Origin of the sequence: Streptomyces sp. NPDC048442, assembly GCF_040651475.1 — a bacterium.
GTDB lineage: Bacteria > Actinomycetota > Actinomycetes > Streptomycetales > Streptomycetaceae > Streptomyces.
In genome coordinates, this window is record NZ_JBEZKB010000009.1 from 248,457 (window position 1) to 267,622 (window position 19,166).

Annotated in this window: 14 protein-coding genes; 7 read left to right on the forward strand and 7 right to left on the reverse strand. The window is 71.9% G+C overall.

The annotated features are described in order from the left end of the window. Positions 1–143: 143 nt before the first annotated feature. On the reverse strand, positions 144–1,520 hold the full coding sequence (locus tag AB0D18_RS16950) for an LCP family protein (RefSeq protein WP_362418147.1): 1,377 nt from the start codon (positions 1,518–1,520) through the stop codon (positions 144–146). 165 nt (positions 1,521–1,685) lie between these two features. Further along, positions 1,686–2,453: a TIGR03089 family protein gene (locus AB0D18_RS16955; protein WP_362418150.1), complete on the reverse strand. Its 768-nt coding sequence runs from the start codon at positions 2,451–2,453 to the stop codon at positions 1,686–1,688. Between the two features lie 138 nt (positions 2,454–2,591). Here AB0D18_RS16955 and AB0D18_RS16960 point away from each other — a divergent pair, with 138 nt between their 5' ends. Next, positions 2,592–3,878 carry an N-acetylmuramoyl-L-alanine amidase gene (locus AB0D18_RS16960; RefSeq protein WP_362418153.1) on the forward strand — a complete coding sequence of 429 codons (1,287 nt, stop codon included), beginning with the start codon at positions 2,592–2,594 and terminating at the stop codon, positions 3,876–3,878. Between the two features lie 177 nt (positions 3,879–4,055). After that, on the forward strand, positions 4,056–5,138 hold the full coding sequence (locus tag AB0D18_RS16965; RefSeq protein ID WP_362418156.1) for an NDP-sugar synthase: 1,083 nt from the start codon (positions 4,056–4,058) through the stop codon (positions 5,136–5,138). Positions 5,139–5,249: 111 nt separating this feature from the next. On the opposite strand, the gene AB0D18_RS16970 is transcribed toward AB0D18_RS16965, so the two are convergent. The 4 genes from AB0D18_RS16970 to AB0D18_RS16985 all read right to left on the reverse strand — a co-directional run bounded on the left by AB0D18_RS16970 (position 5,250) and on the right by AB0D18_RS16985 (position 9,293). Beyond that, positions 5,250–6,161 (reverse strand): DNA-3-methyladenine glycosylase 2 family protein, encoded by a 912-nt coding sequence (locus tag AB0D18_RS16970; RefSeq protein ID WP_362418159.1) that lies wholly within the window; start codon positions 6,159–6,161, stop codon positions 5,250–5,252. A gap of 240 nt (positions 6,162–6,401) precedes the next feature. Then, complete coding sequence (locus AB0D18_RS16975; protein WP_362418270.1) at positions 6,402–7,700, reverse strand: coenzyme F420-0:L-glutamate ligase; 1,299 nt, start codon at positions 7,698–7,700, stop codon at positions 6,402–6,404. An 80-nt stretch (positions 7,701–7,780) separates the two neighbouring features. Further along, entirely contained in the window at positions 7,781–8,737 is a 957-nt protein-coding gene (gene cofD / locus AB0D18_RS16980; protein ID WP_362418162.1) for a 2-phospho-L-lactate transferase, read from the reverse strand. A gap of 13 nt (positions 8,738–8,750) precedes the next feature. Further along, positions 8,751–9,293 (reverse strand): cysteine dioxygenase family protein, encoded by a 543-nt coding sequence (locus AB0D18_RS16985; RefSeq protein ID WP_362418165.1) that lies wholly within the window; start codon positions 9,291–9,293, stop codon positions 8,751–8,753. A 768-nt stretch (positions 9,294–10,061) separates the two neighbouring features. Between AB0D18_RS16985 and AB0D18_RS16990 the strand changes: the two genes are divergently transcribed. The 3 genes from AB0D18_RS16990 (at position 10,062) to AB0D18_RS17000 (ending at position 15,842) form a co-directional block, all read left to right on the forward strand. Then, positions 10,062–10,325 carry a WhiB family transcriptional regulator gene (locus AB0D18_RS16990; RefSeq protein WP_030927001.1) on the forward strand — a complete coding sequence of 88 codons (264 nt, stop codon included), beginning with the start codon at positions 10,062–10,064 and terminating at the stop codon, positions 10,323–10,325. Positions 10,326–10,578: 253 nt separating this feature from the next. After that, on the forward strand, positions 10,579–14,313 hold the full coding sequence (locus tag AB0D18_RS16995) for a glycosyltransferase (protein ID WP_362418168.1): 3,735 nt from the start codon (positions 10,579–10,581) through the stop codon (positions 14,311–14,313). Then, entirely contained in the window at positions 14,310–15,842 is a 1,533-nt protein-coding gene (locus AB0D18_RS17000) for a DUF5719 family protein (RefSeq protein WP_362418171.1), read from the forward strand. The genes AB0D18_RS16995 and AB0D18_RS17000 overlap by 4 nt, the downstream gene beginning before the upstream one ends. Positions 15,843–16,078: 236 nt before the next feature. Here AB0D18_RS17000 and AB0D18_RS17005 read toward each other — a convergent pair whose 3' ends face one another. Beyond that, positions 16,079–16,465, reverse strand: coding sequence for a metallopeptidase family protein (locus tag AB0D18_RS17005; RefSeq protein WP_362418273.1), 387 nt, complete (start codon positions 16,463–16,465; stop codon positions 16,079–16,081). A 381-nt stretch (positions 16,466–16,846) separates the two neighbouring features. Here AB0D18_RS17005 and AB0D18_RS17010 point away from each other — a divergent pair, with 381 nt between their 5' ends. Next, complete coding sequence (locus AB0D18_RS17010; RefSeq protein ID WP_362418174.1) at positions 16,847–17,284, forward strand: DUF3499 domain-containing protein; 438 nt, start codon at positions 16,847–16,849, stop codon at positions 17,282–17,284. 89 nt (positions 17,285–17,373) lie between these two features. After that, entirely contained in the window at positions 17,374–18,738 is a 1,365-nt protein-coding gene (locus AB0D18_RS17015) for a phosphomannomutase/phosphoglucomutase (RefSeq protein ID WP_362418177.1), read from the forward strand. Positions 18,739–19,166: the final 428 nt, after the last annotated feature.

Here is a 19,166-nt window from a genome sequence, read left to right on the forward strand (position 1 = left end):
TTGTCGTGGGTTCTTGCACTGGATCGCGTCACACTATCTGCCCAGATCAGCGCCGAGCGACGGCAGTGACAAATTCCACGCCACTTACAACCGGGCAATACCCCCAAACCGCAACGGGGGGTGTCCCCGCCTTTGGAATCGCTTTACTCGCACAAGCCCGTGGCGGCGTTTGTACCGGCGAAAGTCGGCGTCGGGGCGGGGCTCTGCGGGCCGGGATCGTCCGGTTTGCCGTCGCCGGATTTCTCGTTTCCGGGGGCGGTCGTCTCCTCGGAGGACGGGAGGTCGCCCGATCCGTCCGACTTCTGCAGGGACTTGGCGGGCGCGACCGACACCGGTGCGTCCTCGCGCAGTTGCCGGAAGAGCTTCTCCGCCTGGGACTTGATCAGTTCGTCCCGGTTTCCGTCGTACCGGTAGGGCCGCCGCGGCACCGTCAGGAACTGCACCTTCTCCGACGGCACGTCCCGCATGCCCGACGCCAGGTCGTACAGGTCGCGGAGCGAGGCCAACCCCGGGTCGGTGGTGAGGGACTTGGTCGCCGCGTCCAGCACCGGATAGAGCTTCGTCGGGTTCAGAAGGACGCCGTTGCTCTGCATCTTGTTGACGAGCGAGGCGAGGAACTGCTGCTGGCGGTCCATCCGTTCGGTGTCACTGCCGCCGCCGATGCTCTTGCGCGCGCGTACGTAGCCGAGCGCCTGCTCCCCGTTGAGCGTCTGCGGACCCGCCGCGAGCTTGAGGTGCGCGTCCCTGTCGTCGATCGGCTTCTTCAGGCAGACGTCGACGCCGTCGACCGCGTCGACCATGTCCTTGAAGCCCTGGAAGTCGACCACCATGTGGTGGTCCAGGCGGACGCCGGTCAGCTTCTCCACGGTACGGATGGTGCAGGCCGTACCGCCCATCTCGTACGCCCAGTTGAACTGCGCGAACATCTCCCGGGTGCGGGTGCCGTCCGCCTTCGTGCAGCTGGGGATGTCCACCATCAGGTCACGGGGCAGCGAGACGCCCGTCGCGCTCGTCCGGCCGCCCGCCAGGTGCAGCAGGATCGTGGTGTCCGAGCGCTGGGTGCCTTCGTCGCGGCCGTACTTGCTGTTGCCGCCGGCCCGGGTGTCCGAGCCGATCAGCAGGATGTTCAGTGCGTCGAGCGCCACCGGGGCCTGGGTGGGGCGCTCCTTCTCCCAGGCGCGGAGCTCGGCGGCGGCGCCGGTGTCGGTGGTGATGTTGCCGTCGAGCTTGTTGTAGAAGTACCAGCCCGTACCGGCCGCGCCGAGCACGACGAGGGCGGCGCCGCCCGCCAGCCAGCGCACCCAGTGACGGCGGTGGGGCGGCGGAGCGGGGGAATCTCCGGGGGAGTCGTCGGGGGATTCCCCGGGGGAGTCGTCGGAAGGGTCGGCGGGGGAGTCGTCGGAGGGGTCGGCGGACGCCGCTGATCCGGCCGTCTCCGCTTCGGCCGCCCCCGCGTCGTCCGCCGCCGGCTTGTCCGGTCCGGGGGGCGTGCCAGCAGTGTCGGTCACGTCTGCGTCCATCCTCGTGCGGGGGCGGCGGCGCACGGGGCCGCCGATCGCAGGACTAGACGGCTGAACCCGGCGCTTGGTTGTGCGTCCCTTCGATCATGTACCGAGCCGGGTCCCGCACCGGCGAAGCCGGGCCCCGGTCCACCGAATGGTCCGCGCCCCGCCGACGTACCCGCACTACGCCTGCGCCGACTGTCCCACGGTGTGCGTGACGCGCTCGCTCTCGACCCGCTTGGCAAGGCCCTCGGCCGACAGCTGCCCGAGGTTCCGGCAGAGCACGACCGAGGCGCCGGCGGCCAGAGGGGCGTACAGACCGGAGGACAGTCCCTCCCACGTGTCGTACGAGAGCCCCGACAGCAGCCGCGATCCCGGTCCGAGCCCGAGCGCCGCCGCGTCCGCACGGGCGCGGTCCACGACGTCGGCCGCCGTCAGCACCTCGGAGCCGACGCTCAGAGCGGTCTCGTCCGGGTCCACGGGGGCCAACGGGGCGAAACGGTCGCCCTGGGAGGGGACTTCGACCGCGTAGTCGGCGAAGCCCTCCGGCGGCTGCGGGAACCGGCCGCCCAGCGGACGCAGCGCGAGCGCGATCCGCTCGCCCCGGCTCGTACGTACCGCATCGAGCGAGTCCGGGCCGCTGACCACCACGTCCGCCGACTCCGGCGCACCCAGTACGTCGGCCTCGACGCCGACCGACGCACAGGCGAGCAGCCAGACCGCGGTCTGCCAGTGCGCGGGCAGGTGCAGCGCGAGCCGGTCGCCGGGCCCCGCGGAGAGGTCGCCCTGGAGGAGATTGGCCGTCTTGGCCACCCAATTGGCGAAGGTGGCGACGGACAGTTCGACGCGCTCGCCGGTCGCATCGTCGTAGAAGGTGACGAGGGGACGGCCCGGGTCCGTGGCGAGTGCGGAACGCAGCAGGTCGGCAGGGGTGCGGTCGGTGGTGTTCATCCGAGGAGCGTACGTCGGGGGCCTGCCGGGAGCGGATCCCGGCAGCGGGACGGGCCACCCGTCCGGCAGACAGACCGTCAATCGGGCCGCCAATTCACCGATGGACATATTTATATGCATATGTCCAGAATCTGCTGCATGCGTGCAACTCTTGCTTCCTCGATCGGCGTCACGTGCGCGGCCCTCCTCGCGCTCCCGTTCGTTCTGCCCGACGGCGCATCCACGGACCAGCAGCAGTTGGCGGGTTCGCAGTCGGCCGAGCTCCCCGGCACGACCCGGTCGCTGCCGCTGACCCCGCCGGGCGGCCAGGCCCGGGGGAGTGACCGGGGGAGCGGCCCGGGGCTCGACCGGGGGTTCGACCGGGGGCTCGACCGGGCGGTGAGCCAAGTCCCCCAAGTGAGCCTGGAACCGCAGGCCGTGGAGCCGTTCTCGCTGGTCGGCGTGGTCTGGGAGGATCCGCGCGCCGTACTGGAGGGGCAGGTTCAGGTGCGTACGAGAGCAGTCGGCACCGGTGTCTGGTCCCCCTGGCAGGAGCTGGACGCCCACTCCGCCGACGGCGCCGACCCCGGCGCGGCGGAGGTGCGCGCGCACGGCTCGACCGCCCCCCTGTGGGTCGGTGCGTCGGACGGCGTCGAGGCACGGGTGCGCCGGGCGGGCACTGCGAGCGCCCCGCTGCCCGCAGGGCTGCGCCTCGACCTCGTCGACCCGGGCCCCGATCCGCGGCGCCCGCGCGCGGCCGCCGCGGGACTGGAGCTCCCGGCGCTCACCAGGGCCGAGACGAAGGCCGAAGCGGAAGCGGAAGCGGGCAGTGCGAAGCCGTACATCGGGCCGCGGCCGAGGATCGTCCTGCGCAAGGGGTGGGGCGCGGACGAGCGGCTGAAGGAGAAGGGCAACGTCTACACGAAGACGATCAAGGTCGCCTTCGTCCACCACAGCGCGACCGGAAATGGGTACAGCTGTTCGCAGTCGGGCTCAGTCCTGCGCAGTATCTACCGCTACCACGTCAAGAGCAGTGGCTGGCGCGACTTCGGCTACAACTTCGCCGTCGACAAGTGCGGCAATGTCTACGAAGGGCGTGCGGGGGGTGTGGCCAAGCCGGTCATGGGGGCGCACACTCTCGGTTTCAACACCAACAGCATGGGCATCGCCGTCCTCGGGACCTACAGCCACGCCAACCCGCCCGCCGCGGCCGTGAACGCCGTCGCGAAACTCACCGCCTGGAAGCTCGGACTGCACGGAGCCAACCCGAAGGCCGCCACCCATCTCACGTCGGGGGGCAGCAACCTCTACAGGAAGGGCGCCAACGTCCGGCTCAACGTCGTCTCGGGCCACCGCGACGGATTCGCCACCGAGTGCCCCGGAGGACGTCTCTACGGGAAGCTCGGTACCGCGAGGTGGGCAGCGGGGAGGCTCCAGGGCCGCTGACCGAAGGGGGTCCGTACCGTTTGTGTGCGGGTTGCCGACGGAAACGGTGCACACCACGGGCTGCGGGCTGACACGATTCGCACCGTTGTACGGGGCGCTGACCGGGACGTATCGAACAGTCTGCATACACTGGCCGACCATACCGACCGGCCCCCAGCAGGAAGCAGAGACGACAAGGTGACTGAAGCGATCCTCCTGGTCGGGGGCAAGGGAACCCGGCTGCGCCCGCTCACGGTGAACACCCCCAAGCCCATGGTTCCCGCGGCCGGCGTGCCCTTCCTGACCCACCAGCTGGCCCGCGCGCGGGCAGCCGGAGTCGAACACATCGTCCTCGCCACCTCCTACCTCGCCGAGGTCTTCGAACCCCACTTCGGCGACGGCTCCGCCCTCGGCCTGCACCTGGAGTACGTCACCGAGGACGAGCCGCTGGGCACCGGAGGCGCCATCCGCAACGTCGCCTCGCGGCTGCACTCCGCCCCCGACGAGCCCGTCCTCATCTTCAACGGCGACATCCTCACCGGCCTGGACATCGAGGCCCTGGTCTCCACCCACCGGACCTCGGGCGCCGACGTCTCGCTGCACCTCACCCGCGTCGAGGACCCGCGCGCCTTCGGTCTCGTACCGACGGACGGGACCGGCCGCGTGACGGCCTTCCTCGAAAAGCCGCAGACCCCCGAGGAAATCGTCACCGACCAGATCAACGCGGGCGCGTACGTCTTCCGACGCTCGGTCATCGACACCATCCCGGCGGGCCGCCCCGTATCGGTCGAGCGCGAGACCTTCCCCGACCTGCTCTCCTCGGGCGCGCACCTGCACGGAATGGTCGACTCCACCTACTGGCTCGACCTGGGCACCCCACAGGCCTTCGTACGGGGCTCCGCCGACCTCGTCCAGGGCCGCGCACCGTCCCCCGCGGTGCCGGGACGCTGCGGCGACCGCCTGATCATGCCGGGCGCGGTGGTCGCCCCCGACGCCAAGCTCACCGGCGGTACGGTCGTCGGCGCCGACGCCGTGATCGGCGAGGGCGCCCGCGTCGAGGGCAGCGCGATCCTCGCGGGCGCGATCGTCGAACCGGGCGCGGTGATCACGGACTCCCTGGTCGGCGCGGGCGCCCGCATCGGCGCCCGTACGCACCTGACCGGCGCGGTCATCGGCGACGGCGCACACGTCGGCGCCGACAACGAACTGCGCGACGGCATCCGCATCTGGTGCGACGCGGTCCTTCCGGCAGCCTCGGTCCGCTTCTCCTCGGACCAGTAGCTCCCGCTCTCGCCCCCAGGACCTGTCCGGCGGCTCCTGCCGCGGTCGCGTGCCCTGCCCCCTGCAGGTGGGACACGGCCCGTACAGGTAGGACACGGCCCGTACAGGTGGCTACAGGTGGGAGATCCGCCCCGGGGTCTGGCGCGGGCCGCGCCGGGGCGGGACCAGCCCGGTGAGCAGGATCAGCCGGGCCGCGCGGTGGCGCTGGCCCTCGTAGGGGGCCAGCAGCTCCAGCATGTCGGCGTCGGTGGCACCCCTCTTCCCCGTCAGGGCGTACCCCACGATCCCCGGCAGGTGCAGATCCCCCACCGTCAGGGCGTCCGGTGCGCCATTGCTGCGCTGAAGGGTCTCGGCGGAAGTCCACGGGCCGATCCCGGGAACCGCCTCCAGCCGGGCCTTCGCCCGCTCGTACGTCATCCCCGCCGCCTCCTCCAGCCGCGCGGCGACCCGTGCCGCCCGCACGACGGTGTCGGCGCGCTTGGCGTCGACGTTCGCCAGGTGCCACTCCCAGGAGGGGACCAGCGCCCAGGCCCTGGCATCCGGCATCACATACAGATCCCGCGGCGCTCCCGGTACGTCCGGAACGGGCGCGGGCTCCCCGAACTTCCGCACCAGATGCCGCCACGACCCGTACGCCTCGGACGTCGTGACCTTCTGCTCCAGCACCGACGGAATCAACGACTCCAGCACCAGCCCGGTCCGGCCCAGCCGCAGTCCCGGATTGCGGTGCTGCGCCTGCGCCACCACTCGATGGTGTGCGACGAACCCGTCCGGCTCGTCCAACTCCCCCATCAATCCGGGCAGTTGGCCCATCATCCAGTCCGCTCCCGGCCCCCACGCCCGGGCGGAGTCCGCGGCCACCCGCAAGGTCACGGGCCCCTCGGGCGTCCGGCTCACCCGCCACACGGCACCGTCAGCGGTCACCCGAAAAGTCGGATCCGCACCCCCACGCCGAAGCGGCCCCAAAACCTGCCGCCAAAATCTCCCTGCCACCCCACCGACCTTACGACCCCCACCCCACAAAACCCACGCCCCACCCCTGCCCTCTAGCCCTAGCCCTCTTGGGCAGCGGGGCCGCCCCCCGGGGGGCGGAACGGGTGGGCAAGGGGGCGGCCCCCACGCGGAGCACGCCCCCTGCACGACCGCACACCCCCGCCCCACCCAACCTCCCCCGCCCAACGCCCCCACCCGCCCAACGCCCCCACCCGCCCAACGCCCCCACCCGCCTAGCGCCCCCACCCGCCCAGCGCCAAGCGCCCAGCGCTACCGCACCGCAATAAACGCCCCCGAATCCCTCCCCACCCGAGCCCCCGCCGGAACCTCCGCATGCCCCACCGCGACCGTTCCCATCGGATCCCACCCCTCCGGAATCCCCAGCACCTCCCGCACCACAGCTCTGCAGAACATCGTCGAAGACACCCAGGCCGACCCCAGCCGCTCCCCGGCCAGCGCCACCAGGAAGTTCTGCACCCCGGCCCCCATGGCCACCACGAACATCTCCCGCTCCGCCGCATCCCGCCGAGCGTCCCCGTACGCATGGGACCCGTCCATCACCAGACACGGCACCACCAGATACGGCGCCCGCCGCAGCACCTCCCCCCGCCGCACCCGCTTCTCGATCGACTCCTCGGACTTCCCGTCCGCCCGCAGGTCCGCGACCCACGCGTCCCGCATCGCGTCGAGCAGCCGCACCCGCGACTCCTCGCTCTCCAGCAGCACGAAACGCCAAGGCGTCGTGTGATGCGGAGCCGGTGCCGTCACCGCCGCCGCAACCGCCCGCCGCACCGCGCCCCCGTCGACGGGCTCGTCCGTGAAGGCCCGTACCGTACGCCGCTGCGTCATCGCCTCCCGTACGGCCTCGGAGGTCCCCAGCCGGAACATGTCGTCCGCGGCGCTGCGCACCAGCGCCCGCGCGCCCTCGCCGTCCGCCGCCGCGTCCACCACATGGGGAAGCCCGCGCACGACCGCCACCGGCAGCCCGTCCGCCTTCCCCTTCACCAGGTCACCGGCAGCCGCCAGTTCGTCGGCGGTCGCCACGATCGTCGCGCTCAGCGGATTGCCGTACGCGTCGACGCCACCGCGCAGGTCGTCGAGCACCCGCACCCCGGCGGCCCCGATCGCCACATCGGTGAGCCCACTGCGCCAGGGCCGCCCGAAGGTGTCGGTGACGACGACCCCCACCTCCACCCCCAGCGCGTCCCGCACCCCGTCCCGGATCGCCCGCGCGGAAGCGTCGGGGTCCTCCGGCAGCAACAGCACGGTCCCCGCAGGGGTGTTGGAGGCATCCACGCCGGCGGCAGCCATCACCAGACCCTGCCGGTTCTCCACGATCCGCAGTGCGCCGCGCCGCGCCACGACCCGTACCGTCTCGGCGTCGATCGCGTCCTCGCGCGAGTCGGCGGCGATGATCCGCCCCTCCGCCTTGCTGACGATCTTCGACGTCACGAGCAGGACGTCACCGTCGAGGAGCCCCGGCTCCGCGCCCACGATCAGCTTGGCGAGATCGTCGCCCTCCCGGACCTCGGGCAGCCCGGGGAGTGCCCACACCCGGTACGAAGGCACCTCCGCGGCCGCAGTGTCCGCCGCAGCCGCCGGGACCGCAGCCGCATCCGCCGCCGCGACCGTTTCCGTACGCACGTCACTCACGCCCGTACCTCCGCGGCCAGCTCCAGCGCGGCCCGCGCCATCGCGGCGGTCGCCTCCAGGTCCGTCATCATCAGCGGTACGGCACGGCAGCGGATGCCCGCGGCCTCGACCGCCTGCACCGCGCCCGCGTCGACGGTGTCGACGAGCCACCCGTCGAGCAGCCCGGAACCGTAGTGCTGCGCCACCGCTGCCGCGGTCGACTCGACACCCACCGCGGCCAGCACCTTGTCGGCCATGCCGCGCACAGGTGCGTCCCCGACGATCGGGGAGAGGCCGACCACCGGAACCCCCGCCTCCGCGATCGCCTCGCGGATCCCGGGCACAGCGAGGATCGTGCCGACGCTCACCACCGGGTTCGACGGCGGGAAGACGATGACGTCGGCCTCCGCGATCGCCTCCAGTACCCCCGGCGCCGGCTTCGCCCGGTCGGCGCCGACCGGCACGATCGCGTGCGCCTCCACCGAGGCGCGCAGCTTCACCCAGTACTCCTGGAAGTGCACGGCCTTGCGCTCGCCGTCCACGTCGACCGCCACATGCGTCTCGACCCGGTCGTCGGACATCGGGATCAGCCGCACGCCCGGCTGCCACCGCTCGCACAAGGCCTCGGTGACCGCGCTCAGCGGATATCCGGCCCCGAGCATCTGCGTCCGTACGATGTGCGTCGCGAAGTCGCGGTCGCCGAGCCCGAACCATTCCGGTCCGACCCCGTACGCCGCGAGTTCGGCCTTGACGTGGAAGGTCTCCTCCGCACGCCCCCAGCCCTGTTCCTCGTTGATGCCACCGCCGAGGGTGTACATCACCGTGTCGAGGTCGGGGCAGACCTTCAGCCCGAACAGATGAATGTCGTCACCGGTATTCCCGATGACAGTGATGTCCGCGTCCGGCGCCGCCTCTTTGAGGCCACGAAGAAAACGAGCACCGCCGATACCGCCTGCAAGAACCACAATGCGCATGCAGAGCAGTGTCTCAGGCAGTACTGACATCCCGTCGGGTGGTCACGGAAGCCTGCACGGCGGGTGTCGGCACAGCGGCAGAAGTCGGTACAGCGGCTTCGTACATCGGCATCTCCGTCAGCCCCGGGAAATAGATGTGCAGGCTGACGGCCGGCTCCAGGGCGTCGTTGACGACCTCGTGGACGTGGCCGGGCGCGGACACGTACTGCGCTCCCGTACCGAGCGTGCGTACGCCCCGGTCGTTACGCTCCGTGAGCTCGCCCTGGAGGACGGTCAGGACGCCGGAGGACGTTCCGTGGTCGTGCGCCCCGCTGGCCTGGCCGGGGACCCAGCTGAGGAGCCAGACCTCGTAACCGGGCCCGGTGCGCAGGCGGTGGTACCAGCGGGTGGTGGCGTCGTACTCGACGAGCGGGGCCCACTGTGCGCGGTCGGCCGCGATCGAACGGGCGAGACCGGCGAACTCGGCCACGGTGGAGGGGTGCTCGCGGGCGGGGGCCAGGAGGTGCAGGACCTCAAGGATGTCGCCGGCGATCTGGAGGTCGCTGTCGCTGTTCATGGGTGCGGGGGTTCCTCGGCAGAGAGTGCTGGGGTGTCGCAGAACGGGGGTCGCAAGGCGGTGTCGCGGAGCGGTGTCAGCGAGGTCGCAGAGCGTCATGCACCAGGAATGAGGTGCGGGGCGCGGCGCACACGGGGTGCGGTGTGCGGCGGGATTTCAGAGCTGGAGCGCGGGTGGCTTCAACAGCTGTGACAGCAACAGTGACAGCGGACCGGGGCAGCGCTGCGGACCACACGAGTGTGGGTCCGGGGGAGCACTGCGATCGCTGGCATAGAAACAAAGGTGACCGCCAACGTCACCGTCTGTCAACTCGATGACCGATTTGGGGCTAATGTTTCACCTCTTCCGGTTGCGGTGGCGGGAGAAAGGTTTGTGCAGGCGCTGACGTGGAGAGATCGCGCTCCAACTGCTCGCACGCCTGCTGTCGCAGCCCTCGCGGCTGTGTGCACTCCCGGCGTACGCCGTCGCCCCTCGTGATCCAAATGTGATCCGAGTCGCTTCGCGGAGCGGACCGCAACAAGATCCAGATCTTTCGCGTCTTCCTTTGCGTCGGGGGTACCCGCAAACAAGGCAGATGCATGTGTCACGGTTTTTGGCGATTTGAACACTTTCTGCATAGCCTTGGTTCCGCAGAGTGAATAACGGGCCCAATAGCAGATCTCGGCTTGACTGCCACGGAGCTACACACTTGTAATTTCACTCGTGTCGTTCGGCCGGTTTCGGTAACGGCAACATCACGGGGAAGCAAAAGACAGACGAGGGGCGCACATGACCGAGCTGTTCCAGCAACTGCTGGTCGAGGACGCGGACGAGGAACTCGGCTGGCAGGAGCGCGCATTGTGCGCCCAGACCGATCCCGAGTCCTTCTTTCCCGAGAAGGGTGGTTCCACCCGCGAGGCAAAGAAGGTCTGCCTCGCCTGCGAAGTCCGCTCCGAATGCCTCGAATACGCCCTGTCGAATGACGAACGCTTCGGAATCTGGGGCGGTCTGTCGGAACGTGAACGCCGGAGACTGAAGAAGGCCGCTGTCTGAGCAGTACGGCACCCCCGACGAGACAGCACCGCAGAACAGCGCAGCAAAACAGCACAAGGCTGTACACAACGCACGGTCCGCCGCCTGCCCCTTCCCCGCAGGCGGCGGACCGTCTGTATGCGCAGCCGTTAGTGTGGGCCGCTGTCCAGCGATCGCACCAGGCGCCCCCACGGGCACGCGCGTGCGCCGCAGTCAGCTACACCAGCCTTCCGGGGGGCGACCCCCGGACCCCGGCCGGAGGGCCCGTACGTCGATGTCCGTCAGTCAACCAACGGCCCCGTACGCGGCCGCCGCCACCCCGCCCGAGTTCCCCCGCCACGTCGTCACCGCCGTACTCGTCTCCCACGACGGTGCGCGCTGGCTGCCCGACGTACTGCAGGGGCTGCTCGGCCAGGAACGCCCTGTGCAGAACGCCGTCGCCGCCGACACCGGCAGCGCCGACGACTCCGCCCGGCTCGTCACCGAGGCCCTGGGCGACGAACGCGTCCTGCACCTCGCCCGTCGCACCGGCTTCGGCACCGCCGTCGAAGAAGCCGTCAGAGTGGCGGCCGTCCTCACCCCCGAGGAACTGCCGTACCTGAAGAAGCCCAGCGGCTGGGACCCCGTCGGCAGACAGTGGCGCGACGACGCCTACGACATGCCGGACCTGCCGCACGGTGAACCCGTCCAGTGGCTGTGGCTGCTGCACGACGACAGCGCACCCGCCCCCGACGCCCTCGCCGAAATGCTGCGCGTCGCGGACTCCGACGCCTACGCCGCGGTCGTCGGCCCCAAGCTGCGCGGCTGGTACGACAAGAAGCAGCTCCTCGAAGTCGGCGTCTCCATCGCCAACAGCGGACGCCGCTGGACCGGCCTGGACCGCCGCGAGCAGGACCAGGGCCAGCACGACCAGGTGCGCTCCGTGCTGTCGGTCTCCAGCGCCGGAATGCTGATCCGCCGTGACGTGTGGGAGCAGCTGGGCGGGTTCGACCGCCGGCTGCCCCTGATGCGCGACGACGTCGACCTGTGCTGGCGCGCGCACGCCGCGGGGCACCGCGTCCTGGTCGCCCCCGACGCCGTCGTACGGCACGCCGAGGCGGCCGCGCGCGAACGCCGCACCGTCGACTGCGCGGGGCGCTCCGTCGCCAACCCGCACCGCGTCGACAAGGCGGGCGCCGTCTACACGATGCTCGCCAACGCCCGCGGCGCGGCCCTTCCGTACGTCCTGCTGCGGCTCGTCGTCGGCACCCTCTTGAGGACGCTCGCCTACCTCGTCGGCAAGGTGCCGGGACAGGCCGTCGACGAAGTCACAGGACTGCTCGGTGTGCTGCTGCGTCCCGGACGCGTCCTCGCCGCCCGCAAGGCGCGCGGCAAGGGCCTCGTCGACGCGGCCGAACTGCGGCCCCTGTTCCCGCCGCCCGGCGCCACCCTGCGGGCCACCGTCGAGCAGGTCGCAGGAAGCTTCGGCAGCGGCACCGAACCGGACTCCGGAGGGTCGCGGCACGGCGTCGTCGAGAGCGGCCCCGGCGGCGACGACGCCGACTTCCTGGAGGTCGAGCAGTTCGCCCGGGTGAAGAAGGTCGCCCGCAAGCCGGGACCTGTCCTCTTCCTCCTGCTGCTGCTCGTCTCCCTCATCGCCTGCCGCGAACTCCTCGGCAGCGGCTCCCTCGCGGGCGGCGCACTGCTGCCGTCCCCCGACGGCGCGGGCGAACTGATGGCGCGGTACGCCGACGCCTGGCATCCCATCGGCACCGGCGGCACCCAGTCCGCCCCGCCCTACCTGGCACTCCTCGCCGCCCTCGCGACCCTGCTCCTCGGCTCCACCCACACCGCCCTGACGGTGCTGCTGATCTGCTCCGTGCCCCTGGCCGGACTGGCCGCGTACTTCGTCTCCAGGCCGCTCGTGGAGTCCCGGCTGCTGCGCGCCTGGGCGGCCGTCGCGTACGCCTTCCTGCCCGCCGTCACCGGCGCCCTGGCAGGCGGCCGGATCGGTACCGCCGTCCTCGCCGTACTGCTGCCGCTGATCGCGCGCTGCGCCGTCTCCGCGAGCGGTGCCCGCAGTGCGGCGGGTGCCCGCTCCAGCTGGCGCTCGGTGTGGGCGTACGCGCTCCTGCTCAGCTTCGCGACGGCGTTCACCCCGATCGTGTGGCCCCTCGCGGTGCTCCTGGGCATCGGCGTACTGGTGCTGCGGCGCGACGACATCGCGGCGTACGGCCTCCGCTTTGTGGCGGCGGTCGGCACGCCCCTGCTGGTGCTCGCCCCGTGGTCGCTGTCGCTGCTGACCGACCCCGCCTCTTTGATGCGCGAGGCGGGCCTGCCCTTCGGCGCGGGCTCGGCCACGCCCCTGGACCTCCTGGGCATCAGCCCCGGCGGGCCGAAGACGGCCGGCGGACTGCTGCTCATCGGCATCGTCCTCGCCGCCCTCGCCGCTCTGCTGCGCGGAGAGCGCCAGTTCGCGATCCGCAGCGCCTGGGTCGTCGGCCTGGTCGCCCTCGTCCTCGCCGTCCTGGCCAACCGGGACGGCTGGGCGGGACCCGCGACCCTCGTCTACGGCCTCGCGCTGATCACCGCCACCGTGCTCGGCGCGGACGGCGCGCGCGTGCGCGTCGCCTCGCAGAACTTCGGCTGGCGCCAGCCGGTCGCCGTACTCATCGCCCTGGCGGCGGCCCTCGGGCCCGTACTGGCCGCGGCGGGCTGGATGTTCACCGGCGCCGACGAGCCGCTGAACCGGCGCGACCCGGTGCAGGTGCCCGCCTTCGTCGCCGAGGAGTCCACCACCCGCGACCAGCCGCGCACCCTGGTCCTCGGCGGCAGCTCCGCCGACCAGGTCTCGTACTCGCTCGTACGTGGCTCCGGCGGACGGCTCGGCGACGCGGAACTGACCGCGGCGGGCGGCTCCGCCACACAGCTCGACAAGATCGTCTCGAACCTGGTCGCGGGCTCCGGCGCCGACCAGGCGGGCCAGCTCGGCGGATTCGCCGTGCGCTACGTCCTGGTGCGCGACGGGGAGGCGTCCCGGCCGATGAGCCGCGTACTGGACTCCACGCCCGGCCTGAGCCGCCTCAGCCAGCTCGACGGCAGCGCCCTGTGGCGCGTCGACCGCCAGGTCGCCCGCCTCATGATCGTGCCGCCGGGCGAGGGCGCCGAACCGGTGCCCGTCGCCTCCACGCCGGTCGACGCGCACACCACGGTCCCGGCCGGAGCCGAGGGCCGCGTACTGCGCCTCGCGGACACCGCCGCACCCGGCTGGAAGGCCACCCTCGACGGCCGCGAGCTGACGAAGAAGACTGTCGACGGCTGGGCGCAGGGCTTCGAACTGCCCGCCGCCGGCGGAAAGCTCGACCTGACCTACGAGGCCCCGCTCACCCACACCGCATGGCTGTGGGCACAGGGCGCGCTCGCGCTCGTCCTGGTGGTGCTCGCGCTGCCGGGCCGCCGCCGCGAGATCGACGACGACCTCCCCGAGGAGGCCGCGGCGGACATCCCGGCGGCTCCGGTCGACGGCGAGGGCCGCCGGGCGCGCAGGCTGCGCGCCGCGGCGGAGGCGGAGGCCGAGCAGCAGGAGGAGCCCGTCACTCCGGTCGCGGACCCGTACGCCTCGCCGTACCCGTCGCCGGAGTTCGCCCCGGAGGGCGGCCAGGACGCCCCCTATGCTGCGGCGGTGCCGCAGCAGGGCTCGTACGGCGAGTGGGACACCCAGGCGTACGCCCCCGCGGAGTACGGGCAGGAGCAGGGGCAGTACACCCAGGACCCCTACCAGCAGGCACCGCCGCAGCAGGGTTACGGCGAGGGCCAGTACGACCCGTACGGCTACGCCCAGCCGCAGAACCCCGCACAGGACCAGCAGTCCTACGAGCCGTACGGGGGCGGCGGCTACGACCCGCAGCAGCCGTACGACCCCCAGCAGCCACAGGTGCACCAGCCGCAGCCGTACGACCCCTATGCGGACGACCCGGAGAACGACGGGCACAACGACCGGCAGCGCCCCGACGGGAGCAACAACCGATGAACCGCACGACCCTCTCCCTGCTCGGCGCCGTCACCGCCCTCGCCGCCGTCACCGGCTTCGCCGCGATCGCCGCACCGGACGGCGGCGCGACGGGCGGCGCGAAGGCCGCGAGCGCGGGAGCCGCGGCCCGGCTGCCCGTGGAGCGGTCCAGCCTGCTGTGCCCGGCGCCCAGCGGGTCGGACCTGGCGGAGACCACGTACACCGCCTTCACCCCGAAGAGCGACGCCAAGGGCGGCGCGAAGGGCGGCCCGGCGGCCGACGCGAAGGACACGAAGCCCGGCAAGGCCGAACTGGTTCCGTCCGCCAACTCCAAGAACGCGAAGAACGCCAAGAAGCCGACCGTTGCCCTGACGGAGCCGGGAAAGCCCGTCACGGCCACCGCGAGCGGCTCGGAGTCCCCGGCCCTCGTCGGCACCGCGGACGGCGCCCTGGCGCCCGGCTGGGCCGCCCAGCAGACCACCAAGGTCAGCGCCGGCGGATCCCGCGGAGTGCTCGGCGTGAGCTGCTCGGCGCCGGACACCGAATTCTGGTTCCCGGGAGTGAGCACCGCCGAGGCCCGCCAGGACTACGTCCACCTCACCAATCCGGACGACTCCGCCGCCGTCGCCGACGTCGAGCTGTACGGCCCGGGGGGCGTCCTGAAGTCCGACGCGGGGGAGGGCATCACCGTCCCGCCGCACTCCAGCGTCCCGGTGCTGCTGTCCACGCTGTCCTCCACGCGCGTGCCCGACGGGACCGTTCACGTCACCACGCGCGCGGGCCGCGTCGGCGCCGCCGTACAGGCCATGGAGGACAAGGCGGGAAGCGACTGGCTGACCGCCGCGGCCGACCCCTCGGGCAGTGTGGTGCTCCCCGGCATCCCGGCCGACGCCACGTCCGTACGCCTGGTGGTCTTCGCCACCGGCGACAACGACGCGGACCTCCGGGTGAAGCTGGCGGGCGCCAACGGCTCTCTCGTCCCGGCCGGCGCGGAAGCGCTGCACGTCAAGTCGCGGATGACCGGTTCGATAGACCTCCGTGACGTCACCAAGGGCGAGGCGGGCGCACTGGTGCTGTCCCCGACCCCGGGCAGCCGCGGCGCCCCCGTGGTGGCAGCGGTGCGCATCGTGCGCGGCATGAAGGACAAGCAGGAGGTCGCCTACGTCCCGGCGACCGCCCCGGTGGGCGCGCGCTCCACCGCGACCGACAACCGGGCGCAGGGCTCGGTGCTCTCACTGACCGCGCCGGGTGCGGCGGGCGAGGTCAGGGTGACCGCGTCTGCCGGCTCCGGCGGCGGCGAGCCCGTCGTCAAGACGTACAAGGTCAAGGCCGGTACGACGGTGTCGGTGGCGGCCCCCGTACCGCCCGGCCTCAAGGGCTCGTACGCGCTGACCGCCGAGTCGGTGTCGGGCGGCCCGGTGCACGCGGCCCGGATGCTCCAGCTTCCGGAGGACGGCATCCCGATGTTCACCATCCAGACGATGCCGGACGACAAGGGCACCGTCGTGGTGCCCCGCGCGCAGAACGACCTGTCGGTCCTCGACGACTGACCGGGCGCGCTCCCGGACGTACGGAAGGCCCTCCACGCGCGTGGAGGGCCTTCCGTGCAAGTACGTGCGAGTCCGTACGGACTCGATCAGAAACGGTCCGGGCCGGTCCTGCCCGCACCGCGGGTTCGTCCTGCTCGTACTGCGGGTTCGTCCTGCTCGTACTGCGGGTTCGTCCTGCTCGCACTGCGAGGCCGGCCTGCCCGTACTGCGAGGTCAGCCCTGCCCGCACCGCGGGATCAGTCCTGCCCGTACCGCGGGTCGACGGACTCGGGCGCCAGCCCCAGCAGCTCGGCGACCTGCTCCACGACGATCTCGTGCACCAGCAGCGCCCGCTCGTCCCGGCTCTTGGTACGGATCTCCACCGGCCGCCGGTACACCACCACGCGCGCGGGGCGGCCCTCCTCGGCCGACAGCACCCCACCGAGCGGCACCGGCTCGTCCGTCCACTCGTCGGGCCCCTCCGCGCCGCCCGCACGGGGCACGTCGAGCACCAGGAAGTCGACCTCGGCGAGCTGCGGCCAGCGCCGCTCCAGCCGCTCCACGGAATCCTGTACGAGATCGCCGAAGGCCTCCGCCCTGCTGGCCGAGAGCGGCACCTGCGGCGGCGCCACGGGGCCGCGCATGCCGCGGCCGTGGCGGTCGCGCCTGCGCGGCCCCGTGCGGCCCTCGGGATGCGGTTCGGCAGGGCAGGGCTCGGTGGGGGGCGACTCGGGAGAACGGGGCGGTCCGAAACTGTCCATCACTGACGCAGCGTAGCTCTCCCGGCCGCACGGCGATCCGGCTCCCGGCCACGCACTCCACCTGACACCGAATGATCATTTCAGCCAAGTACGGGCTCGTTTTCACGCCCTTCAATGACCGCACACCTCACCCTGATTGACCTCCTTTGTTGCCATCGGCGACCGAGACGCAGCCGACGCCCTTTGTGCGCCACGGCCTCCCCGCAGGTCAGACCAGTTGCCCGGGGAACGGGCTCGACAGGGGCCGGCGGGCGACACGGTGGGGTGAGGTCGGGGGCGAGTCGTCGCGGCCCGTTCAAGAGTGCGGTACCGTCCAACGTCGTGAGCCCTGTACGTCGCTGTTCGCGCACTGCGTGCGGTCGCCCTGCCGTCGCGACACTGACGTACGTCTACGCGGACTCGACCGCAGTCCTCGGTCCGCTCGCCACCTATGCCGAGCCCCACTGCTACGACCTGTGCGCCGAGCACTCCGACCGTCTGACCGCGCCCCGCGGCTGGGACGTGGTGCGTCTCTCCGACGGATCCGCCCCGGCCCGCCCCAGCGGTGACGACCTCGAAGCCCTCGCCAACGCTGTCCGTGAGGCCGCCAGGCCGCACGACCGCCCCGCCGCCCCCGACGCCAACAGTGCGCGCACAGCGAATCCCGCTTCCCCCTCCGCCGCCCGCCGCGGCCACTTGAGGGTGCTCCGCTCTCCCGAGTAGGTGCCCCGGCAGAAGTCACCGGACGGTCCGAAGAACCCCCGAACGGGTAGTTTGGGGCGACCGAACAGGACTTTCAGGAGGGGTGGCCCGTGGCTGCTGATCTGTCACAGATCGTGAAGGCGTACGACGTACGGGGAGTGGTCCCCGACCAGTGGGACGAGCACCTCGCGGAACTGTTCGGAGCCGCCTTCGTGCAGGTCACGGAGGCCGACGCGATCACTGTCGGCCACGACATGCGCCCCTCGTCGCCCGGCCTCTCGCGCGCCTTCGCCCGGGGGGCGGCAGCACTCGGCGCGGACGTCACCGAGATCGGCCTCTGCTCGACGGACCAGCTCTACTACGCCTCGGGCTCACTGAACCTGCCGGGCGCGATGTTCACCGCCTCGCACAACCCGGCGCAGTACAACGGCATCAAGATGTGCCGTGCGGGCGCCGCCCCGGTCGGCCAGGACACCGGCCTCGCGGAGATCCGCGCACTGGTCGAGGAGTGGTCCGAATCCGGGGCTCCCGCTCCGTCCCCCACCCCGGGAACCCTCACGCAGCACGACACGTTGACGGACTACGCGGCCCACCTGCTGTCCCTCGTCGACCTCTCCTCGATCCGCCCCCTCAAGGTCGTCGTCGACGCGGGCAACGGCATGGGCGGCCACACGGTCCCCACCGTCTTCGAGTCCCTCCCGCTCACTCTCATCCCCATGTACTTCGAGCTGGACGGCACGTTCCCGAACCACGAGGCGAACCCGCTCGACCCGAAGAACATCGTCGACCTCCAGGCCCGAGTCCTCGCCGAGGGCGCCGACCTCGGCCTCGCCTTCGACGGCGACGCCGACCGCTGCTTCGTCGTGGACGAACGCGGGAACGGCGTGTCCCCCTCCGCCATCACGGCCCTCGTCGCCGCCCGCGAACTCGCCCGCAACGGCAACAGCGGCACCGTCATCCACAACCTGATCACCTCGTGGTCGGTCCCCGAGGTCGTCCGCGAGCACGGCGGCACCCCCGTCCGCACCCGCGTGGGCCACTCCTTCATCAAGGCCGAGATGGCCACCTCCGGCGCGATCTTCGGCGGCGAGCACTCCGCGCACTACTACTTCAAGGACTTCTGGAACGCGGACACGGGCATGCTCGCCGCCCTCCACGTCCTGTCGGCCCTCGGCGGCCAGAGCGGGCCCCTCTCCGCCCTGCTCTCCTCGTACGACCGCTACGTCGGCTCCGGCGAGATCAACTCCACCGTCGCGGACCAGGCCGCCAGCACGGCAGCGGTCTCTGCCGCCTACGCCGACCGCGACGACGTCACCTTCGACCACCTCGACGGCCTGACGGTCTCGGCCGCCGACTGGTGGTTCAACCTCCGCGCCTCGAACACCGAACCCCTGCTCCGCCTGAACGTCGAAGCCCGCGACGAACCCACCATGCAAAAAATCCGCAACCAAATCCTCACCCTCATCCGCCCCTAGCCCCATCGAGGCCCCCCTCCACCCCACCCACTCCCCGAGCCCTCTTGGACAGCGAGCCCGCCCCTCCCCCCACCCCGACCCCTCTTGAACGCCGGATCCGCCCCCCCGCCCCGAACCCTCTTGGATGGCGGGTCCGCCCCTCCCCCCGCCCCGAGCCCTCTTGAACGGCGGGCCAGCCCCTCCACCCTCCGACCCCCCAGCCCTCTTGGGCAGCGGGGCCGCCCCCCGGGGGCGGGACGGGTGGGCAAGGGGGCGGCCCCCACGCGGAGCACACCCCTCCACGACCGCACACTCCGCGACCGCCCCGCCCCACACGACGGGCCGACCCGCACACTCCGCGACCGCCCAACCCCCACCCCGACACAGAACCGCACCCCCCACCCCACCGGCGGTACGCTGACCTCGCCCAATCCGCATGTCTGAAGGGA

What these genes read in the sequence shown, in the direction of transcription:
- AB0D18_RS16985 (WP_362418165.1), bottom strand. Translation starts at nt 9,293, where the DNA reads ATGAACAGCGACAGCGACCTCCAGATCGCCGGCGACATCCTTGAGGTC.
- AB0D18_RS16950 (WP_362418147.1), bottom strand. Translation starts at nt 1,520, where the DNA reads ATGGACGCAGACGTGACCGACACTGCTGGCACGCCCCCCGGACCGGAC.
- AB0D18_RS17000 (WP_362418171.1), top strand. Translation starts at nt 14,310, where the DNA reads ATGAACCGCACGACCCTCTCCCTGCTCGGCGCCGTCACCGCCCTCGCC.
- AB0D18_RS17005 (WP_362418273.1), bottom strand. Translation starts at nt 16,465, where the DNA reads ATGCGCGGCCCCGTGGCGCCGCCGCAGGTGCCGCTCTCGGCCAGCAGG.
- cofD (WP_362418162.1), bottom strand. Translation starts at nt 8,737, where the DNA reads ATGCGCATTGTGGTTCTTGCAGGCGGTATCGGCGGTGCTCGTTTTCTT.
- AB0D18_RS16990 (WP_030927001.1), top strand. Translation starts at nt 10,062, where the DNA reads ATGACCGAGCTGTTCCAGCAACTGCTGGTCGAGGACGCGGACGAGGAA.
- AB0D18_RS16995 (WP_362418168.1), top strand. Translation starts at nt 10,579, where the DNA reads ATGTCCGTCAGTCAACCAACGGCCCCGTACGCGGCCGCCGCCACCCCG.
- AB0D18_RS16955 (WP_362418150.1), bottom strand. Translation starts at nt 2,453, where the DNA reads ATGAACACCACCGACCGCACCCCTGCCGACCTGCTGCGTTCCGCACTC.
- AB0D18_RS16960 (WP_362418153.1), top strand. Translation starts at nt 2,592, where the DNA reads ATGCGTGCAACTCTTGCTTCCTCGATCGGCGTCACGTGCGCGGCCCTC.